Source organism: Paenarthrobacter sp. TAF1 (assembly GCF_052113825.1).
Taxonomy (GTDB): Bacteria; Actinomycetota; Actinomycetes; order Actinomycetales; family Micrococcaceae; genus Arthrobacter; species Arthrobacter nicotinovorans.
This window is the reverse complement of the sequence record NZ_JBFRDO010000004.1, coordinates 343,447-363,537: the sequence shown is the minus strand read 5'-3', so window position 1 is coordinate 363,537 and position 20,091 is coordinate 343,447. Positions and strand designations below refer to the sequence as shown.

At 61.6% G+C, this 20,091-nt stretch carries 19 protein-coding genes; 12 read left to right on the top strand and 7 right to left on the bottom strand.

Annotation, left to right across the window (positions count from 1 at the left end):
* Window positions 1-143: 143 nt before the first annotated feature.
* From AB4Y81_RS07885 to AB4Y81_RS07870, 4 genes are all read left to right on the top strand, one after another.
* A complete protein-coding gene (locus AB4Y81_RS07885; RefSeq protein WP_018776562.1) occupies window positions 144-1,781 on the top strand; it encodes a peptide ABC transporter substrate-binding protein in 1,638 nt (545 codons plus the stop codon).
* Between the two features lie 211 nt (window positions 1,782-1,992).
* Window positions 1,993-2,922, top strand: a complete 930-nt coding sequence (locus AB4Y81_RS07880) for an ABC transporter permease (RefSeq protein WP_018776561.1) — start codon at window positions 1,993-1,995, stop codon at window positions 2,920-2,922.
* The gene (locus AB4Y81_RS07875; protein WP_018776560.1) at window positions 2,912-3,895 is read left to right on the top strand and encodes an ABC transporter permease; all 984 of its coding nucleotides are present in this window, start codon (window positions 2,912-2,914) and stop codon (window positions 3,893-3,895) included. Before AB4Y81_RS07880 ends, AB4Y81_RS07875 begins: the two co-directional genes overlap by 11 nt.
* An 11-nt stretch (window positions 3,896-3,906) precedes the next feature.
* Complete coding sequence (locus AB4Y81_RS07870) at window positions 3,907-5,622, top strand: ABC transporter ATP-binding protein (RefSeq protein WP_018776559.1); 1,716 nt, start codon at window positions 3,907-3,909, stop codon at window positions 5,620-5,622.
* Between the two features lie 89 nt (window positions 5,623-5,711).
* Here AB4Y81_RS07870 and AB4Y81_RS07865 read toward each other — a convergent pair whose 3' ends face one another.
* Window positions 5,712-6,593, bottom strand: a complete 882-nt coding sequence (locus AB4Y81_RS07865) for an SGNH/GDSL hydrolase family protein (protein ID WP_370874698.1) — start codon at window positions 6,591-6,593, stop codon at window positions 5,712-5,714.
* A 244-nt stretch (window positions 6,594-6,837) separates the two neighbouring features.
* Between AB4Y81_RS07865 and typA the strand changes: the two genes are divergently transcribed.
* Both typA and AB4Y81_RS07855 read left to right on the top strand, forming a co-directional pair.
* Complete coding sequence (typA, locus tag AB4Y81_RS07860) at window positions 6,838-8,754, top strand: translational GTPase TypA (RefSeq protein WP_018776557.1); 1,917 nt, start codon at window positions 6,838-6,840, stop codon at window positions 8,752-8,754.
* 35 nt (window positions 8,755-8,789) lie between these two features.
* The gene (locus AB4Y81_RS07855) at window positions 8,790-9,206 is read left to right on the top strand and encodes a hypothetical protein (protein WP_441995627.1); all 417 of its coding nucleotides are present in this window, start codon (window positions 8,790-8,792) and stop codon (window positions 9,204-9,206) included.
* Here the strand turns inward: AB4Y81_RS07855 and AB4Y81_RS07850 are convergent.
* On the bottom strand, window positions 9,154-9,390 hold the full coding sequence (locus AB4Y81_RS07850; protein ID WP_082499713.1) for a putative acetyltransferase: 237 nt from the start codon (window positions 9,388-9,390) through the stop codon (window positions 9,154-9,156). The genes AB4Y81_RS07855 and AB4Y81_RS07850 overlap by 53 nt on opposite strands.
* A gap of 134 nt (window positions 9,391-9,524) precedes the next feature.
* Between AB4Y81_RS07850 and fdxA the strand changes: the two genes are divergently transcribed.
* From fdxA to AB4Y81_RS07835, 3 genes are all read left to right on the top strand, one after another.
* On the top strand, window positions 9,525-9,851 hold the full coding sequence (gene fdxA / locus AB4Y81_RS07845) for a ferredoxin (protein ID WP_018776555.1): 327 nt from the start codon (window positions 9,525-9,527) through the stop codon (window positions 9,849-9,851).
* 14 nt (window positions 9,852-9,865) lie between these two features.
* Window positions 9,866-11,014, top strand: coding sequence for a succinyldiaminopimelate transaminase (gene dapC, locus AB4Y81_RS07840; RefSeq protein ID WP_275775541.1), 1,149 nt, complete (start codon window positions 9,866-9,868; stop codon window positions 11,012-11,014).
* A gap of 232 nt (window positions 11,015-11,246) precedes the next feature.
* On the top strand, window positions 11,247-12,575 hold the full coding sequence (locus AB4Y81_RS07835) for a citrate synthase (RefSeq protein WP_441995626.1): 1,329 nt from the start codon (window positions 11,247-11,249) through the stop codon (window positions 12,573-12,575).
* Window positions 12,576-12,587: 12 nt separating this feature from the next.
* Here the strand turns inward: AB4Y81_RS07835 and galE are convergent, their stop codons facing one another.
* The gene (gene galE, locus AB4Y81_RS07830) at window positions 12,588-13,604 is read right to left on the bottom strand and encodes a UDP-glucose 4-epimerase GalE (RefSeq protein WP_039242247.1); all 1,017 of its coding nucleotides are present in this window, start codon (window positions 13,602-13,604) and stop codon (window positions 12,588-12,590) included.
* A gap of 80 nt (window positions 13,605-13,684) precedes the next feature.
* On the opposite strand from galE, the gene AB4Y81_RS07825 reads away from it, so the two are divergent.
* Both AB4Y81_RS07825 and AB4Y81_RS07820 read left to right on the top strand, forming a co-directional pair.
* Entirely contained in the window at window positions 13,685-14,308 is a 624-nt protein-coding gene (locus AB4Y81_RS07825; RefSeq protein WP_079580637.1) for a TetR/AcrR family transcriptional regulator, read from the top strand.
* Between the two features lie 96 nt (window positions 14,309-14,404).
* Window positions 14,405-15,016 (top strand): hypothetical protein, encoded by a 612-nt coding sequence (locus tag AB4Y81_RS07820; RefSeq protein WP_018776550.1) that lies wholly within the window; start codon window positions 14,405-14,407, stop codon window positions 15,014-15,016.
* 63 nt (window positions 15,017-15,079) lie between these two features.
* On the opposite strand, the gene AB4Y81_RS07815 is transcribed toward AB4Y81_RS07820, so the two are convergent.
* Window positions 15,080-15,922, bottom strand: coding sequence for a hypothetical protein (locus AB4Y81_RS07815; RefSeq protein WP_441995625.1), 843 nt, complete (start codon window positions 15,920-15,922; stop codon window positions 15,080-15,082).
* Window positions 15,923-15,935: 13 nt separating this feature from the next.
* Window positions 15,936-16,961, bottom strand: coding sequence for a 2,3,4,5-tetrahydropyridine-2,6-dicarboxylate N-succinyltransferase (gene dapD / locus AB4Y81_RS07810; protein ID WP_189075209.1), 1,026 nt, complete (start codon window positions 16,959-16,961; stop codon window positions 15,936-15,938).
* Between the two features lie 85 nt (window positions 16,962-17,046).
* Here dapD and dapE point away from each other — a divergent pair, with 85 nt between their 5' ends.
* Complete coding sequence (gene dapE, locus AB4Y81_RS07805) at window positions 17,047-18,177, top strand: succinyl-diaminopimelate desuccinylase (protein WP_189075208.1); 1,131 nt, start codon at window positions 17,047-17,049, stop codon at window positions 18,175-18,177.
* A gap of 324 nt (window positions 18,178-18,501) precedes the next feature.
* Here the strand turns inward: dapE and AB4Y81_RS07800 are convergent, their stop codons facing one another.
* Both AB4Y81_RS07800 and AB4Y81_RS07795 read right to left on the bottom strand, forming a co-directional pair.
* Window positions 18,502-19,365 carry an amino acid ABC transporter permease gene (locus AB4Y81_RS07800; RefSeq protein ID WP_018776546.1) on the bottom strand — a complete coding sequence of 288 codons (864 nt, stop codon included), beginning with the start codon at window positions 19,363-19,365 and terminating at the stop codon, window positions 18,502-18,504.
* A complete protein-coding gene (locus tag AB4Y81_RS07795) occupies window positions 19,362-20,012 on the bottom strand; it encodes an amino acid ABC transporter permease (protein WP_018776545.1) in 651 nt (216 codons plus the stop codon). Before AB4Y81_RS07795 ends, AB4Y81_RS07800 begins: the two co-directional genes overlap by 4 nt.
* Window positions 20,013-20,091: the final 79 nt, after the last annotated feature.

Genomic DNA, 20,091 nt, shown 5'->3' with positions numbered 1-20,091 from the left:
TGGCCAGCATGTTCCAACATTCGGACGCAATGTGGGTAGGCTTACACTCACATGTAGGCAACGTCACAGTAGGAATCTGTGCCTTGCCTTGGGGGAACCTACCAAAATTCCCCTGATCAACTTCCCGACTCATAGGAGGCGGAATGCGTTTCTCGCGCACTTCCAAAGCTCTAGGCGTAGCGGCGGTCATCGCCCTCGCAATGACCGGTTGCGGCGGCGGCGGCAACAACGACTCCGGCGCATCCGGCGGTAACCCCAACAAGGTCATCATCGCTGACGGTTCAGAACCGCAGCGGCCGCTGATGCCGGCAGATATCAACGAGGTCGGCGGCGGAAAGATCGCAACGCTGATCTTCTCCGGGCTCGTTAGCTACGACCCCTCCGGCAAGCCGGTCAATGAACTGGCCGAGTCCATTGAGGCACCTGACGCGCAGAACTTCACCATCAAGATCAAGAAGGATCAGAAGTTCACCAACGGCGACGCCATCACGGCCAAGACGTTTGTTGACTCCTGGAACTATGGTGCAGCAGCGAAGAACGCTCAGCTGAGCGCAACCTTCTTCGAAAGCATCAAGGGCTACGACGAAACCAGTGCCAAGGGTTCCACCGTCGACACCATGTCCGGCTTGAAAGTTGTGGATGACACCACCTTCACGGTCGAACTCAAGCAGCCTGAGTCGGACTGGCCGTTGCGACTCGGCTACACCGCCTTCATGCCGGTCCCTGCCGCAGCACTCGCGGACCCGAAGACGTACGGCGAGAAGCCGGTAGGCAACGGTCCGTACAAGATGGCTGAGAACGGTTGGCAGCACAACGTGCAGATCCAGCTCGTTCCGAACGCCGACTACAACGGTCCCCGTAAGGCCAAGAACGGTGGCGTGACGTTCAAGATCTTCCAGAACGATGACGCCGCCTACCAGGATCTCCTGGGCAACAACCTGGACATCCTCCAGACGATCCCCACGAGCGCCCTCGCGAACTTCAAGACCGACCTCGGCGATCGCTTCATCGAGAAGCCGTATGCCGGTAACCAGACCATCGCCATTCCCGAGTACCTCCCCGAGTGGAGCGGAGAAGCGGGCAAGCTGCGCCGCCAGGCAATCTCCATGGCCATGAACCGTGAAGAGATCACCAAGGTAATCTTCAGCGGTGGCCGTCAGCCCGCCAAGGACTTCACGGCACCGGTTCTGGACGGCTACAGCGACAGCATCCCGGGCTCCGACAACCTCAAGTTCGATGCTGCCAAGGCCAAGGATCTGTGGGCCAAGGCCGACGCCATTCAGAAGTGGGACCCGAACACGGTCTTCACCATTGCGTACAACGCTGACAAGGGCGGCCACAAGGCTTGGGTTGAGGCCGTTACCAACCAGCTGAAGAACAACCTTGGTATCAAGGCTGAGGGTCTTCCGTTCGCTACCTTCAAGGAAGCCCGCGACCTTGCAACGTCCGGTAAGTTGACCGGTTCGATCCGTGCAGGTTGGCAGGCAGACTACCCGTCGCTGTACAACTTCCTGGGACCGATCTACAAGACCGGCGCAGGCTCGAACGATGCCCGCTACGAGAACCCCGCCTTTGACAAGGCCATCTCTGACGGACTCTCGGCCCCCTCGGTTGCAGAAGGCAACAAGGCCATGAACAAGGCCCAGGAGATCCTTCTGCAGGACCTCCCGGCTATCCCGCTGTGGTACCAGGTATCGCAGGGTGGCTGGAGCACCGGCGTCTCGAATGTTGACTACGGATGGGACGGCGTCCCGCTGTACTACAACATCACTGGCAAGTAAATAACGATCGGCGGCGGGGGCGCTCTAGAGGCGCTACCGCCGCCGTATCGCGTTGCAAATCAATGACGCCCAACTCCGGTTGGGCGTCCTTGTGCAGGCATACTTGGACCGTCGGCCCTGAACTCCTGCACATCGAACGAAAAGGTTCTTCGATGAACAACTCCGCTGCACCCCTGGACCGGGTGCCTGCTGTTCGGGGTGTATTGCGCTAATGGCCACATACATCCTGAAAAGATTCCTCCAGCTGATTCCTGTCTTCCTGGGGGCCACCCTCCTTGTGTATTTCCTGGTCTTCAGCCTCCCGGGCGACCCCATTGCGGCACTTTTTGGGGACAAGCCTGTCAATGAAGCCGTCGCGGCAAAGCTCAGGGCGCAATACAACCTGGACCAGCCGTTTATCGTTCAATACTTGCTCTACCTAAAGAGCATTTTTACGTTTGATCTGGGCCAGGACTTCTCCGGGCGTCCCATCGCTGCCGTCCTTGGCGAAGTGTTCCCGGTTACGGCCCGCCTGGCTGTCATGGCACTGATCTTTGAAGGTGTTTTTGGCATTGCGTTTGGTCTCATCGCAGGTCTGCGCAAGGGCAAGCTTTTTGACGGCACTGTCCTGATCGCTTCGTTGATCGTCATCGGTATCCCGATTTTCGTGCTCGGTTTCCTTTTGCAGTTCTTTATCGGCGTCCAGCTGGGGTGGGCTAAACCTACCGTGAGTTCGGCTGCGACCATACCGGACCTTATTCTTCCGGCGATCGTCCTGGGGCTGGCCTCTTTCGCCTACGTTTTGAGACTGACCAGAACCAGTGTTATCGAGAACATGAACGCCGACTACGTTCGGACGGCCACTGCCAAGGGGCTTTCCCGTTTCCGTGTGGTCAACGTGCACATTCTGCGCAACTCGCTGATCCCCGTTGTCACGTTCCTGGGTGCTGACCTTGGCGCCCTCATGGGTGGCGCGATCGTCACCGAAGGTATCTTCAACGTACCTGGCGTAGGCAACAGGTTGTACCGGGCAGTCCTGTCCGGCGAAGGACCTACCGTGGTATCGATCGTCACAGTTCTGGTGCTTGTCTACTGTGTCTCGAACCTGATTGTTGACCTTTTGTACGCCTGGCTTGACCCGAGGATCCGCTATGACGCCTGATAACAACCTGACGGGGCAGGACACAGCCCCGCGTCACATCGAGCACTTCGTTGCGGACCTCGAAGAGACGCCACTGCAAGCCACTGACAAGGTAAAAGAAGACCAAGCCCCTTCCAGTCTTTGGGGAGAGGCCTGGAAGAATCTGCGTAAGCAGCCTCTGTTCATCATTTCGGCCTTCATGATCCTGGTCGTAGTCGTCGTCTCTCTGTTCCCGGGCCTTTTCTCACCGATCGATCCCTCTGGCGAAGCTTGCCAGTTGGCCAACTCGAACGGCGGACCTGTCAGCGGCCACCCGCTCGGCTTTAACAAACAGGGCTGCGATGTCTACGCACGCGTCATCTTCGGAACGCGCTCGTCTGTGACAGTTGGCCTCTTCACCACGCTTGGAGTTGTCATTTTCGGCGGCACAGTGGGTGCCCTCGCCGGTTACTACGGTGGCTGGGCTGACGCACTCCTGGCTCGGCTCACTGATATCTTCTTTGCTCTGCCCCTCATCCTTGGCGCAATCGTCATGATGCAGCTTCCCGTCTTCCGGGCCAACCGCACGGTGTGGACGCTCATCCTGATTCTGATTACCTTCGGATGGCCGCAGATTGCCCGAATCACCAGAGGCGCCGTCATTGAGGTGCGGAATGCGGACTTCGTCATGGCTGCAAGGTCATTGGGTGTTTCGCGCTTCCGCTCCTTGCTTCGCCACGTGCTGCCCAACTCTCTGGCTCCGATCATTGTTGTTGCCACCATCTCGCTGGGCACATTTATCGTGGCGGAATCCACCCTGTCGTTCCTCGGCATCGGATTACCACCAAGCGTGATGTCTTGGGGCAACGACATCCAGGCAGCGCAGGCATCGTTGCGATCCAATCCCATGCCTTTGCTCTACCCGGCTATCGCCCTTTCCATCACCGTTCTGAGTTTCATCATGTTGGGTGACGCCCTTCGTGATGCTCTGGACCCGAAAGCGCGTAAACGATGAAAGGCCAAGCCATGAACCCTTCCGTTCACATCAAAGAAGAATCCGCTGGCCTCGAACGTCCGTTGCTGGAGATCAGGGACCTGGCAATCAACTTCGCGACAAGCAACGGCGAGGTTAACGCCGTCAGGAACGCGCACTTCACTGTCATGCCGGGTGAGACCGTGGCGATTGTGGGCGAGTCCGGATCCGGAAAGTCCACCTCCGCCCTGGCAGCCATTGGTTTGCTTCCGGGCAATGGGCGGGTGGCTGCCGGAGAGATCCTTTTTGACGGCGAAGACATTGCCCATGCGAGCGAAAAGCGGATGATTGAGCTTCGTGGCAACTCCATTGGAATGGTGCCGCAGGACCCGATGTCCAACCTCAACCCGGTGTGGAAGATCGGTTTCCAGGTCAAGGAAACGCTGAAAGCCAACGGCCTTCCGTCCGGGCCGGAGGATGTCGCCAAGGTCTTGTCCGAAGCTGGTCTTCCCGATGCGGCGCGTCGTGCCAAGCAATATCCGCATGAGTTTTCGGGCGGAATGCGCCAGCGCGCGCTTATTGCCATTGGCCTTTCCTGCCAGCCGCGTTTGCTGATCGCGGATGAGCCCACGTCGGCACTCGACGTGACCGTCCAGCGACAGATTCTGGACCACTTGGACAAGATGACGTCCGAATTGGGGACCGCTGTACTCCTCATCACCCACGACCTCGGGCTGGCTGCCGAGCGGGCGGACAAGGTGGTGGTGATGTACAAGGGACAGGTTGTGGAATCCGGTCCGTCCCTCGAGTTGCTGCGTAACCCGAAGCACCCGTACACCAAGCGCTTGGTCTCCTCGGCCCCGTCCTTGGCCTCCCGGCGTATTCAGGTTGCCAAGGAACAGGGCGTTGAGTCCGACGAACTGTTGGCGCCCAGCGAACCTGTGGTCGTTGAATCCGCGCTGCCTGAAGAGGTCCTGAAGGTTGAAGACCTGACCAAGGTTTTCAAACTTCGTGGCGGCATCGGCAAAACCACGGACTTCAAGGCTGTGGACGCAGTGTCATTCTCCGTTCGTCGAGGGACTACCACAGCCATTGTGGGCGAGTCCGGCTCCGGTAAGTCGACTGTGGCGCAGATGGTGCTTAACCTGTTGGAACCCACCTCGGGGAAGATCATTTTCGACGGCGTTGACACATCAACGTTGAACAGCAAGGACTTGTTTAAGTTCCGCCGCAGGGTGCAGCCGATCTTCCAGGACCCTTACGGTTCCTTGGATCCGATGTACAACATCTTCCGAACCATCGAAGAGCCGCTGCGCACTCACAAAATCGGCACCAAGGCCAGCCGCGAAAAGAAGGTTCGTGAGCTGTTGGATCAGGTGGCGCTTCCGCAGTCGACCATGCGCAGATACCCGAACGAGCTTTCGGGTGGCCAGCGTCAGCGTATCGCCATCGCGCGTGCTCTGGCTTTGGACCCGGAAGTCATTATCTGTGACGAGGCCGTTTCCGCTTTGGACGTCCTGGTGCAGGCCCAGGTCCTGAACCTGTTGGCGGAGCTGCAGGACAACCTCGGTTTGACCTATCTCTTCATCACCCACGACCTCGCTGTGGTCCGTCAAATTGCCGACCACGTCTGTGTGATGCAAAAAGGCAAGCTCGTGGAAACGGGAAGCACGGACGAGGTCTTCGACAATCCCCGCGAGGCCTATACACAGGCCCTCCTGGATGCCATCCCGGGTGGATCCTTGCTCCTGCCCCCTGAAGTGGCCTGACCGGCGTCGTAATCCCGCTGCCGTACAGCAGAAGAGCCGGTGGTTCCCTGGAAAGGGAACCACCGGCTCTTGCCGTTTAGTACGGTCGCCTACTTTGCCGGCTGCGGGTTGTCCGGGCGGGCAGTGAGGCCCAGGGCCGTGAGCTCGCGCGCCAGGGCGACACCAAGCTTCGCGTGTCCGGTCGCCCTCAAATGAACGCCGTCCTGAAGGTCACTGATGGCGTCGTATCGGGTGAGCCAATCGCCGGCACTGACGAAAGGAATGCCGTGCTTGGCGGCGATCCGGCCCAGGAGGGCGTCCACTTCCGTGCGTCGTCCGCCTCCGTTGCTGACGCCGCGGGCCAGGGTGCCGATCATGGCCAGGCGTGAGCCCGGGTAGCGGGTCTTCAAGGCGGCCAGCAGCCGCTCGGCGTTGCCGGTGATCTGAGCATCCGTGGCGCGCTGCGTGGCGTCGTTTCCGCCGCCCTCCACCACGATCAACGGTGGCTCGCCATAGGGGAGAACCCAGTCGCCGCGTTGCAAGGCGTCAATGTAGTTGCCGGTCTTGCCGTTGGTGGCGACGTATCCGGTACCGCCCATGCCCACCACATGCAGTTTGTAGCCGAGGGCTGCGATGCCTTGCTGCGGCCAGGAACCCGCCGGCATGGCTTGGGAATCACCGATCAGTACGGCGGTGTGGCGGACATCGGCCAGCACCAGTTCGTTGCGGTTGTTCGTCGGATTCTTGTACAGGGAACCTGCCGGGAGATTCAGGGCGCTGGGTTGCGGGGCAACCCTGAGTGGTTTGTCAGCGGCGGCCGTCTGGGCGGGCGCGGGCGCAGCGGATCGTGAGGGGGCACTGGTTGGCACTGGGCTTGGTCCGCAACCGACCGTAAGGACGCCAACGGCGATCAAAGGTGCGATCATGCGAAACACGGCCGAAGATTGGCGCATTGATTGGTCTCCGTGGGGCACTGGTTCTGCTGCAATCATGGGGCACGGGAGCGTGAAAATCCAGCATCTTGACTTGTGTTTACGAACACGTGACCTGCTGTGACTGACGCCACAATTCATGGCCCGATGGCTTGCTTTTTAGGCTCAGAAATGCATCTGCGTTTAGACTTGATGCAGGTGCCCTGTGTCCCGGGGTCTTTTCGCTGTGTGTTCCGATCAAGTCGATCAGGTATGCGCGCGGATACAAACAGCTGACTTCACCACTGAATCGAGTCATTAACGCATGTCTGAAACCATCACCAACACTGCGTCGCGGAGCGATCTGCGCAACGTCGCGATCGTCGCACACGTTGACCACGGTAAGACCACCCTGGTCGACGCCATGCTCAAGCAGACCAACTCCTTCGCTTCCCACGGTGAGGTTGAGGACCGCGTCATGGACTCCGGTGACCTGGAGCGCGAAAAGGGCATCACCATCCTCGCCAAGAACACCACGGTTGCCTACAACGGCCCGTCGTCCAACGGCGAGACCATCACCATCAACGTGATCGACACCCCTGGCCACGCCGACTTCGGTGGCGAGGTGGAGCGCGGTCTGTCCATGGTTGACGGCGTTGTCCTGCTGGTTGACTCTTCCGAGGGTCCCCTCCCGCAGACCCGCTTCGTGCTCCGCAAGGCCCTTGCTGCGCACTTGCCGGTCATCCTCCTGGTCAACAAGACCGACCGCCCTGACGCCCGTATCGACGAGGTTGTCCACGAGTCCATGGACCTGCTCCTGGGCCTCGCCTCCGACCTCGCGGACGAAGTTCCGGACCTGGATCTGGACAAGGTACTCGAGGTTCCGGTTGTCTACGCCGCCGCCAAGGTCGGCCGCGCATCCCTGGACCAGCCGGCCAACGGCTCGGCCCCGGACAACGAGGACCTTGAGCCCCTCTTCAAGACCATCATCGAGCACATCCCGGCTCCGACGTACAACCCGGACGGCGTGCTGCAGGCTCACGTGACCAACCTGGACGCATCGCCGTTCCTTGGCCGCCTCGCCCTGCTCCGCATCTACAACGGCACGCTCCGCAAGGGCCAGACCGTTGCCTGGGCACGCGCCAACGGCGAACTCAAGAACGTCAAGATCACCGAACTGCTGGCCACCAAGGCCCTGACCCGTGTTCCTGCCGAAGAAGCCGGTCCCGGTGAAATCGTTGCAGTTGCCGGCATCGAGGACATCACCATTGGTGAAACCCTCACGGACGCCGAGAACCCGCAGCCGTTGCCGCTGATCACCGTGGATGATCCCGCGATCTCCATGACCATCGGTATCAACACCTCGCCGCTGGCCGGCAAGGTCAAGGGCGCCAAGGTCACCGCCCGCCAGGTGAAGGACCGCCTGGACAAGGAACTCATCGGTAACGTCTCCATCAAGGTTCTCCCCACCGAGCGTCCTGACGCCTGGGAAGTCCAGGGCCGTGGCGAGCTCGCCCTCGCCATCCTGGTGGAGCAGATGCGTCGCGAAGGCTTCGAGCTGACCGTTGGCAAGCCGCAGGTTGTTACCAAGACCATCGACGGCAAGATCCACGAGCCGATGGAGCACATGACCATCGACGTCCCCGAAGAGTACCTCGGCGCCGTAACGCAGCTCATGGCAGCCCGCAAGGGCCGCATGACCAACATGGCCAACCACGGCACCGGCTGGTGCCGCATGGAATTCATCGTTCCGGCCCGAGGCCTGATCGGCTTCCGCACGAAGTTCCTCACGGACACCCGTGGCGCCGGTATCGCAGCTTCCATCTCCGAGGGCTACGAGCCGTGGGCCGGCCCCATCGAATACCGCACCAACGGTTCGATGATCGCCGACCGCGCCGGTGTTGTGACCCCGTTCGCGATGATCAACCTGCAGGAACGCGGCTCCTTCTTCGTCAAGCCCACGTCCGAGGTTTACGAGGGCATGATCGTTGGCGAGAACTCCCGCGCCGACGACATGGACGTCAACATCACCAAGGAAAAGAAGCTCACCAACATGCGTGCAGCTTCCTCCGACACCTTCGAGAACCTGACGCCGCCGCGCGATCTGACCCTCGAAGAGTCCCTCGAATTCGCCCGAGAAGACGAGTGTGTTGAGGTAACCCCGGATGCAATCCGTATCCGGAAGGTCATCCTGGACTCCAACGAGCGCGCAAAGGCCAACCGCGCCCGCGCCAAGTCCTAACACCCGCTGGTTCTGAACCGGTCAAGGACAGCTGCATGAAGAAGGGAGTCGCCGGTACGGTCCGTGGCATAGCCGCGGCCGTACCGGCGGCTCTTTTCGTTGCTGCGGCAGGAACGGCACTGCACCGYCATGCCATCCAGTGGGCCGGCGTCGGGATCCCTTGGGGCGTAGCCGCCGCCTTGCTGCTTCTCGCCTCGGTTCAGCTGTGGCTCGCCGCCTGGTCACGCTCGGTCGTCCCGACGGCGGTGGCAGGCGTGGTGGGTTATGCCGCCGTCGGCGTTTTGTCGTCGGCGGGGCCGTCCAAACAGTTGGTGCTGGGCGACGCCGTCGGAAACGTCTGGGTTTTTGGGATCGGCGCTGTGACACTGGTCATGCTCGTGGCGGCCAGCCGCCTTCGAACTAGGACGCCTGTCGCCGCGGCGGTGGCGGCGGAACCTCTTTCGCCGCGATGACCAACGCCAAGGGAATTTCGACGTCGGCGGTGCGGGTCCGTACCGTGCAAACGGTGTCGTTGCTGCCCAGCAAGTAGCCCAGGGCGTCGGTGAGGCCTTCCTCGATCTTGTACCGCACCACCACCCGGATGCCCGGCGTTGCGTTGAGCAGGAACTGGCGGGGAGGCAAGTGTGGCGGATTCACCGTTTCATACTAAGACGCGGGCTAGGTTGGCGTGATCGCACTGTTGGATAATAGGCTCAGAAGTTGAGTGCCCGGCATCATGCCGGCAGTATTACCCGGCCATCGCCGGGACAAACCGTGGAGAGGTCTGGGACGTGACGTACGTAATCGCGCAGCCGTGTGTGGATGTCAAGGACAAGGCATGTATTGAAGAATGCCCTGTCGACTGCATTTACGAAGGTGAGCGTTCCCTCTACATCCACCCCGACGAGTGCGTCGACTGTGGTGCCTGCGAACCCGTATGCCCGGTAGAGGCCATCTACTACGAGGATGACACCCCGGAAGAGTGGGCCGACTACTACAAGGCCAACGTCGAGTTCTTTGATGACCTCGGTTCTCCGGGTGGGGCTGCCAAGATCGGCAACACGGGCAAGGACCACCCGTTCATCGCTGCCCTGCCCCCGCAGAACCAAGACCACTAAGGGCGGTAGCTAGGTTGATCTCAGCGGCACCGGCTTTCGGCCTGAACCTGCCTGACTACCCTTGGGAAGCCATGGCGCCGTATGTCGCCACGGCTGCCAAACACCCGGGCGGCGCGGTGAACCTTTCCATCGGCACCCCGGTGGATCCCACGCCCGGACTGATCCGGGACGCGTTGGCCAACGCAGCGGACGCCCACGGCTATCCGACGGTGCACGGCACCGAGGCACTGCGCCAGGCTGTCGTCGACTGGTTCGCCGCCAGGCGCGGGGTGCCCGGGCTGGACCCGAAGGACGTCATGCCTACGGTGGGCTCCAAGGAACTGGTGGCCTGGCTGCCGTTCCTGTTGGGATTGAGCGCCGGTGACGTGGTGGTCCGGCCCACGGTCGCCTACCCGACCTATGACATTGGCGCCTCATTGGCAGGTGCCACGGCCGTTGCTGCCGATGACCTGGATGAGCTGGATCCGGCAACCCGTGCAAAGGTCCGGTTGGTCTGGATCAACTCTCCGGGCAACCCCACAGGAAGTGTCCGGGATGTCGAGTCGCTTCGTCGGATCGTAGCCCAGGCCCGCGAAATGGGCGCAGTGGTGGCCTCGGACGAGTGCTACGCAGAACTGGGATGGGGCGAATGGGATGCCCAGCGCGGGGGAGAGGCTGTCCCCAGCATCCTGGATCCCAGGGTCACAGACGGCTCCACCGATGGCCTGCTGTGCGTCTACTCGTTGAGTAAGCAATCCAACCTTGCCGGTTACCGGGCAGCCTTCGTCGCCGGTGATTCCGCGATCATCGCCAACCTGGTCAACAGCCGCAAGCATGCCGGCATGATCGTGCCGTTCCCCGTCCAGGAGGCCATGCGCGTGGCGTTGGGCGATGCCGGCCATGTCCTCGCCCAGAAAGATCTGTACAGGGGGAGGCGCGAGAGGATCGTGCCCGCCCTGGAGAAATTCGGGCTGCAGATCCACCAGTCCAAGGCCGGGCTTTACCTGTGGTCCACAGCCGGCGAGGCCACCTGGGACACGGTGGCGAGGTTCGCGGAACTGGGCATTGTGGTGGGGCCGGGAGTTTTCTACGGAGACGCCGGTAACGGTTTCGTCCGCGTCGCTCTGACCGGCAGTGACGAGCGGATCGATGCCGCCGTTGAGAGGCTTGTCGCCAACGCATAACAATGCTGTGACTTGCGCCACTTTTAGCGCCATTCTGCCAGTAACCGGAGGCTGCGGATTAGTTCCGCGGGGTTACTGGCGGTAGCTTTTTAACTGACTATCAATGGTGGCCTTCTCTAAGAATGCACTCCGGCCGTTGGAGCCCTGCGACAGCGGGGCCGAAGGCGGCGGCACCAGAAGGTGGTTGGACAAGCGTTCGATAGAGGCCCAAAGGCCTCATGAAGGGGACTCCATGACTGAGACCACCAGCGCGACACTGCGCCATGCCGGCGGCGAACTCGAACTGCCGCGCATCAAGGTTGTAGAAGGAAACGAAGGCTACGACGTTTCCAAGCTGCTGAAGCAGACGGGCGCCGTTGCCTATGACCCCGGCTTCATGAACACAGCGGCCACCACCTCGGCCATCACATACATCGACGGCGACGCAGGCATCCTGCGGTACCGCGGTTACCCCATTGAGCAGCTCGCGCAGCACTCGAGCTTCCTCGAAGTTTCCTACCTGCTGATCTACGGCAACCTTCCCACCCCCACGGAGTTGGAAGAGTTCGATCAGCGCATCCGTCGCCACACGCTCCTGCACGAGGAACTCAAGGGCTTCTTTGGCGGGTTCCCGCGCGACGCCCACCCTATGCCGGTGCTTTCCTCGGCCGTTTCGGCGCTGTCCACGTTCTACCAGGACTCGCTGGATCCCTTCAACGCGGAGCACGTGGAAGTTTCCACCATCCGCCTCATGGCCAAGCTGCCCGTCATCGCCGCTTACGCACACAAGAAGTCCATCGGCCAGCCCATGCTGTACCCGGACAACTCCATGAACCTCGTGGAGAACTTCCTGCGCCTGAGCTTCGGCCTCCCGGCTGAGCAGTACGAAATGGACCCGGTTGTCGTCAAGGCGCTGGACCTCCTGCTCATTCTGCACGCAGACCACGAGCAGAACTGTTCAACCTCCACCGTCCGCCTGGTGGGTTCGTCCAACGCGAACCTCTTTGCTTCGGTGTCCGCCGGCATCAACGCCCTCTTCGGACCCGCCCACGGTGGCGCCAACGAGGCCGTCCTGAAGATGCTCCGCCAGATCCAAGCCGACGGCATCAAGCCCGAGGACTACATGGAGAAGGTCAAGAACAAGGAAGACGGCGTCCGCCTCATGGGCTTCGGACACCGTGTCTACAAGAACTACGATCCCCGCGCCAAGATCATCAAGGCAACGGCACACGAAGTCCTGGGCAAGCTCGGCGGCAACGACGAACTGCTGGATATCGCCATGCGCCTCGAAGAGAAGGCCCTGGCCGACGATTACTTCATCCAGCGCAAGCTGTACCCGAACGTCGACTTCTACACCGGCCTGATCTACAAGGCCATGGGTTTCCCGGAGAAGATGTTCACCGTTCTGTTCGCCATTGGACGCCTCCCGGGCTGGATTGCCCAGTGGCGCGAAATGATCAACGACCCCCAGACCAGTCCCACCTCACGCGAGGTGGGACGGCCGCCGTCGTTATTCCCGCCCCTAAAAGCAACGCGGGGTCACTTATGGCCCATGTTGGGGCCTCCAGGGGGCCATAAGTGACCCCGCGTTGCTTCAGGAAGCGTTGTAGCCGAAGGGGTTGTTCTTCTGCCAGCGCCAGTGGTCTTCACACATCTGGTCCACGGTCTTGGTGGTGGACCATCCGAGGTCCGCCAGCGCAGAGGATGCGTCGGCCCAGAAGGCGGGGAGGTCGCCTGCACGGCGGCCGGTGATCTCATAGGGGATCGGCTGGCCCACGGCCTTCTCGAAGGACCGCAGGACCTCCAGGACGGAAGACCCACGGCCGGAGCCGAGGTTCCAGCGCCGGACGCCGGCACGGTCGGCAATGTAGTTCAGGGCTGCTACGTGGCCCTCTGCCAGGTCCACCACGTGGATGTAGTCGCGCTGGGCCGTGCCGTCCGGGGTGTCGTAGTCGCCGCCGAACACCATCAGCTTCTCTCGGCGTCCAACCGCTACCTGGGCGATGAAGGGGACGAGATTGTTCGGAATGCCCTGCGGGTCTTCGCCGATGCGGCCGGACGGGTGGGCGCCCACTGGATTGAAATAGCGCAGCAGTGCGATATGCCAGCGGTCGTCCGCGTTGCCGAGGTCCGAGAGGATGTCCTCGATTTGTTCCTTGGTGCGGCCGTACGGGTTGTTGGCGCCGATTTCCATCTTTTCGATGTAGGGGATCGGGTTGTGCTCGCCGTAGACGGTGGCCGACGAACTGAAGACGATGGAGCGCACATTGTGCTTGTCCATGGCGCGGAGCAGGTTGAGGGTGCCCACGATGTTGTTGTAGTAGTAGGCCAGCGGCTCCTGGACGGATTCGCCTACAGCCTTCAGACCCGCGAAGTGGATCACGGCATCGATCTGGTGCTGGTCGAACACGGCCTCGACGGCGGGCTCATCCACCAGGTCAACCTTGTGGAAGGCCGCGTTCTTGCCGGTGAGCTCGGACACCCGACGCAGGGATTCCTCGCTGGAGTTCACCAGATTATCCAGCACGACGACGTCATGGCCGGCTTCCTGAAGGGACAAGACGGTGTGGGACCCGATGTAGCCGGTGCCACCCGTGACAAGAATTTTCATGGTCCCTACGCTATCGGAAATCGGAGCCACGCCGCTTCGTATTGAGCGGTGTTGAAGCACGTTCGTGCTAAAAACGACTGGTGCCCAAAATTGTTGATGCCGAAGCCCGGCGCCAGGAAGTCGTCCAAGCTGTATTCCGGATCATTGCCAGCGATGGCTTGGAACGGGCATCCCTCCGGGAAGTAGCCGACGAAGCCGGACTGGCCGTGGGCTCGGTACGTCATTACTTTGCCAGCAGCGACGAACTACTGGTCTTCTCCTTTGGGGTCGTCATTGACCGCATCGCCGGGCGCCTCGAGACGGCGCTGTCCGACGTTGAATTGGAAGTCGCCGGCAGTCCGGGACACCAAGCAGCCGTCCTGAATCTCCTCGGCCAGTTCCTGCCTTTGGACGAGGAACTCGCCGTAGACGCCTGTGTCTGGATGGCCTTCAGGCATGCCGCCCGTATCAAGCCCGTCCTCGCCCCGGAAGCTGAGCGGAGCCACAGGACCGTGGCAGCCGCCATTGGGCGGCTGATCCTGCTTCTGAACCCCGGCAAGGCCGATGCCAGGCAAACCCTGGTGACGGAGGCAGAGCGCCTTTTGGCCACCTTGGACGGGCTCTGTATGCACGCCTTGCTTCAGCCTGAGTGGATGACGGCCGAGGTATGCAGTGACGTCCTGGCATCGCACTTGAAGACGTTGGCGGAGCCTGCAGAGTCCTAGTGCCGGTACGCCAAAGCCCTGCTATCGGCATGGGACAGGGCAGCCCATCAGGAATAGACTGGGTGATGTCGGTATCCTGCTGATGGAGGTCTTGGGATGCACGTATCAGACGGCCAAGGGTGGCGCATCACCATGGACACGTCCGGACCGATGCTCATCGCACTGTATTTGCGCGATGTTGCCGGCCTGGACGGCGCGGGAAAGCCGAGCCTCTCCCACGCGGACCCCAAAGTCCGACACGCAGACCATAGCCATCTCACCTCCGACGTGGGCGGCATCAACGCCCTCAAAACCGAATGGGAAGCCTGGTGGGAAAGCCTGGTGAAGTCCTACCCCAAGCCGGTGTCCGAACTCGAGCCTCCAAGTTTCAAGGCTTTCGGTAACTCGCCGGCGCTCCAGAGGGTCCTCCAAGCCCATTTCGGCTCGGCCTTGGGATGGGCCACGGACAGGATTGACGAGTACGCCCGGCTTGAAGCCGAACGCGCGGCAAGCGGCCTGAACCAGGTCCTCAGCGAAATGGTGGAAGACCGGCTGTTGGAGGTGGGCCGCAGCTCCCGGGATTTCGACCTCACCATCATCGAATTGCCGCTCAACGAGCCCCGGGCGTGGTACCTGGAGCCTGACACGATGATCATGAGCCACCGGCTCATGTCCCAGCCGGATGCCTTCCGAAGCTACGTCCAGCCCGTGGTTGAGATGCTCGCCTGACGGAGTTTTTGTACAGCTAATGCCCTTAAGGAGCGCTCTTAAGGGCATTAGCTGTACAAAAACTCACGTGGTGGGAGCTGACACTGTGATGGTGACAGCATCCGAAAATGCAGCGCCAGCTTGCCAACCATCGCGTTTTTCGCGGTTCCAGGTCTGGCCTGCGACATCCACCTGCGTGATGGACAACGCCTTTGCATTCGCAACGGCCCAGTGGGCTACAGCCCAGGCTTGGGTGCCCGTCAGCTTCAGTTGTACCGTGCGGCCCTGGACGGTGGCCGCCTGGGTGCCGAACGCCGTCGTGAGTTCATCCACGACGGCGGCAGGGTCGCCTGCCGCTTCCGGCATGCGCAGTTCGCAGTTCAGTGACGACGCCGAATGTCCGGTCAGTGCGGATGCGAAGGCCCGGCCCATGGGCTCATGCTGGGCGTAGGCGCGGGGAAAGGCCGAGCGTTGGACTGCCTGGGCGGCCTGGGTGATTTCCATGGTCTCGTAGCCGGGCACCTTGACCAGGCCGTCGTAGAACGCGTTGCTCGCGTAGACCGGATCCATGATCTGCGCCTCGGTGCCCCAACCCTGTGAGGGCCTCTGCTGGAACAGGCCGCGGGAATCAGGGCCGGCGTCGTCACCGTAATTGATGTTGCGCAGCCTGGATTCCTGCATGGCAGTGGCCAAGGCAATGCTCGCGGCCCTGGGCGGCAGGCCACGTTTGACCGAGATGGCAGTGATGAGCGAAGCATTCGCAGCCTGGTCCGTGGCGAGCTCGTGGCTTTCGGAGCCGACGACGGCGGTGCAGCGCTCCGTGACCAGGGTCTCGGAGCGCTGCAGTACAGCGACGATCGCGTAGATGGCGCCTGCCACCAGGGCCAGAGCCAGCACCGCTACGATGGCGCGGCGGAACCGGCGCACGGATATCCTCCTGCTAGTTGGCGTGAAGCGCTTCGTTCAGCTCCACCGTCTGACCCTTGCGGGGGAGGACTTCCACGCCGCCGGTGGTGGAGTTGCGACGGAACAGCAAGTTGGGGACGCCGGAGAGTTCCACAGCCTTGATGATCTGGCTGGTGTCTTCGCCGTTTTCGTCTTTGGGGCCCGGGATGCGGACGCGGGTGCCCGCGGTGACGTACAGACCGGCTTCAACAACGGAATCATCTCCGATGCTGATGCCCACGCCGGAGTTGGCACCGAGGAGAACACGCTCACCCAAGGCAATCTTTTCCTTGCCGCCACCGGAGAGGGTGCCCATGATGGATGCGCCGCCACCGACGTCCGTACCGTCACCGGCCACGACGCCTGCGGAGATGCGGCCTTCCACCATGGAGGTGCCCAGGGTTCCGGCGTTGAAGTTCACGAAGCCTTCGTGCATCACCGTGGTGCCCTCGGCAAGGTGGGCACCCAAGCGGACGCGGTCGGCGTCGGCGATCCGCACGCCGGTGGGGACGACGTAGTCAACCATGCGGGGGAACTTGTCCACGCCGTAGACCACGACGTTGCCGCGCTTGCGCAGGCGGGCGCGGGTCAGCTCGAAACCGTCAACGGCGGCCGGACCGAAGTTGGTCCAGACCACGTTGGGGAGCTTTCCGAAGATGCCGTCCAGGTTGATGCTGTTCGGCTTGACCAGGCGGTGCGACAGGAGGTGCAGCCGGAGGTAGGCGTCGGCCGTGTCCGCGGGGGCGGCGTCGAGGTCGATCTGCGCGAAGACCACTTTCTGCTCGGTGCCGCGGTCGGCGTCCTTGCCCTCTTCTGCCAGTGCTGTGAGTGCGGGGTCGGCGTTGTCGACGTCACGCAGGGTCTCTGCGGCAACGCCCAGTGACGGTGCCGGGAACCAGACGTCCAGAACGGTTGCTTCCCCTGATGCCGAAGTGGCTATGGTGGCGAGGCCGAATCCGTAAGCTGATCGATCGTTGGTGGGCGCGTTTGCGGGCGCAGCGGAGGAAGCAGTTTCAGTCATGGGCCAAGTCTATCCAGCAGGCGGAGGTCGGCTGAAACGCGTCTCATGCCGGTGAAGTCGCATTTGTTGGCATTAAGCTGGACGGGTGACCCTGAACCCTGCTCCCGCCCTTCTTGACCTGCGCCAGGATGTTGCCCTGCTGACGGCCGCGATCATCGACTTCAACTCCGTCTCCGGCAACGAGACCGAACTGGCCGATGCCGTGGAGGCTGCCCTTCGCGCCATCCCTGCCTACACGGTGGTCCGCGATGGCGATGCCATTATTGCCCGGACCGAACTCGGGCGAGCTGAACGGGTGATCCTTGCCGGCCACCTGGACACTGTTCCCCTGCCCACCGTCGAGGGATCGCTCGGCACTGTACCGGCAACCTGGGAATCGGGCACGCCGGGGGAGGGTGTCCTGTACGGCCGCGGCACCACTGACATGAAGGGCGGCGTCGCAGTTCAACTCGCCCTTGCGGCAACACTGTTCGAAGACGGAGCGCAGCCGGACAAGGACGTCACCTTCGTCTTCTACGACCACGAGGAAGTGGAAGCGGTCAAGAGCGGCCTTGGCAGGTTGGTCCGCAACCACGGAGACCTGCTGAAGGGTGACTTCGCCATCCTTTTGGAGCCAACCCACGGCACGGTGGAAGGCGGCTGCAATGGAACCAGCCGTTTCGAGGCCACCACGCTCGGTGAGACGGCCCATTCCGCACGGGCCTGGATGGGAGTCAACGCCATCCACGCTGCAGCCCCGATTCTTGAACGCCTGGCTGCCTACGAGCCCAGGACCATCAACGTGGACGGCCTGGACTACCGTGAGAGCCTCAACGCGGTGAAGATCAACGGTGGAACCGCCGGCAACGTGATCCCGGACCGTTGCGTGGTGGAAATCAACTACCGCTTCGCCCCGGACAAGACCCCGGATGAGGCCGAGGCCCATGTCCGCGAACTCCTGGAAGGCTTCGACGTAGTCCGCACGGACGCTGCTGCCGGCGCGCGACCGGGACTGAACCACCCAGCGGCTGCTTCCTTTGTTGCCGCGGTGGGCGCCGAGCCGAAACCCAAATACGGATGGACCGACGTCGCGCGGTTCAGCGAGCTGGGAATCCCGGCGGTGAATTTCGGCCCCGGCGATCCGCTGCTGGCGCATAAGGACAACGAACACGTCGACGCCGACGCCATCCGTGAGTGCCTCCGTGCACTGAGGACGTGGTTGGCGCCGTCGGCATAACCTGCCCATGACGCGAAGGAGGCCCGCAGCCAGTTTGGCTGCGGGCCTTCTTCGCAGGGGAGTGCAAGACTTCCCAGCTGCCGCCGTGGGACCTCGTTGCATTGGCGTTCAAGCCACCGCTTGCGCCGATGAATGGTGCAGGGACATATTGCGGTCAGATCAATATCTACGTGTCCAGTGGGCTCGGTCCTGAAAGCATAAGCTCGAGGCCGTGCGTAACTATCTGATATCCGATTCATCAGCGTGAAAAACCCGGGATGCCGATTCTGGAAAGAATCGGCATCCCGGGTTTTTCGTTCTTGAGAGAGTTCGAGGTGCGTGAGACTACTTCTTGTCCGTGCCCGCTGCGTTGACTTGGAGATCCACCGTCTTGATGGCGGAGGCCATGCCGCCGGCTGCCTTCCTGGATCCGCGGCGTTCGATCCAAATGGCCAAGCGCGAAACGGAGAGGTTTATCAGGATGTAGATGGCTGCTCCGACAAAGAAGGCGGAGAACAGGAGGCTGGGCTCGAGGTCCGAAATGAGCTTCACCTTACGCAGGAGTTCCTCGTAGGCCACGATGTACCCGAGGGAAGTGTCCTTAAGGAGAACTACCAGCTGTGCCACCAACGAGGGCAGCATGCGCCGGATAGCCTGCGGAAACTCGATGCTCATTCGCGATTGAAAGCTGCGAAGACCAATCGCCAGGCCCGCTTCACGTTGCCCCTTCGGGAGGGACTGAATGCCGGCTCGCAGGATCTCAGCGAATATGGCTGCGTTATACAACACGAGGCCGCTGACAACGGCCACGAACGGGCTCGTGGCAAACACCAGCAGTACGAACAAGATCATGAGAACCACCGGCATGCCGCGGAGGAACTCGAGAACCACTTGTGTGGGAATACGTATCCACGGAATCAGTGATATTCGGAGCAGGCACAAGGCGACGCCCAACGGAAAAGCGATCACCGCGGCGACACCTGCGGCCTGCAGGGTGGCCAGCAGACCCAAGCCCAGCTGCGTCCAGACGTCCTTGGCGGATTCGTTGACGAAGACCTCCCATCGCGAGGCATTGAAGATGCCCTGCGAGGACAGGATGACGATGGCGCCGATCACTCCACCGAGGATAATGAGCGCGCCAATTACCGAGGCGACGAGGGACATGCGCCTGGCCTTGGGGCCGGGTACGTCATAGAGAACGGAAGTCATCGGGCAATCGCCACCTTTTTCTCGACGAAGTGGGCAAGAAGTCCGAGCGGCACAGTGATCAGGAGGTAGAAGAAGGCCACACCGATCAGGATCCACATGACTGCGTCGCCCCGGCTATTGGACAGCTGAAGGCCATAGCCGAAAAGTTCGAGTACGAAGAACGCGCCGGCAACGGATGAGTTCTTGACCAACGCGATCATGATGTTGATCAAGGGGGGTACAACGGTGCGGAGCGCCTGGGGCAGGACAACCAGCCCCAGGACCTGGGTGAACGTCATCCCGACGCTGCGTGCGGCTTCCGCCTGGCCCACGGGAACACTGTTGACGCCCGAGCGCACGGCTTCTGCGACAAATGCGGCGGTGTAGCTGCTGAGAGCAATGATTGCCGCGACTTCGAACTGTTCAAATTTGACGCCGAGACGGGGCAGCACAATGGCGGAAAAGAAGAAAATAATAGTGAGGGGAGTGTTCCTGGCGACTTCAACGTAGAACGTGCTGAAACCGCGCAGGGCGGCAACGGGCGACACGCGCATTGCTGCCAGGAGGGTGCCAATGATTAGGGCAATGACGCCCGAAACAACAGCTAGGAACAGGGTTCGGAGAAATCCGTCCCAATATTGGGGAAGGCTCTCGAAGATGGCGTCCATGGCTTCCTTCGTCTGTGGCGGAAAAAGGACTGAATCCTAAAGATGAAAGGCTGTCGCCGCCCCGGCAGGGGACGGCGAC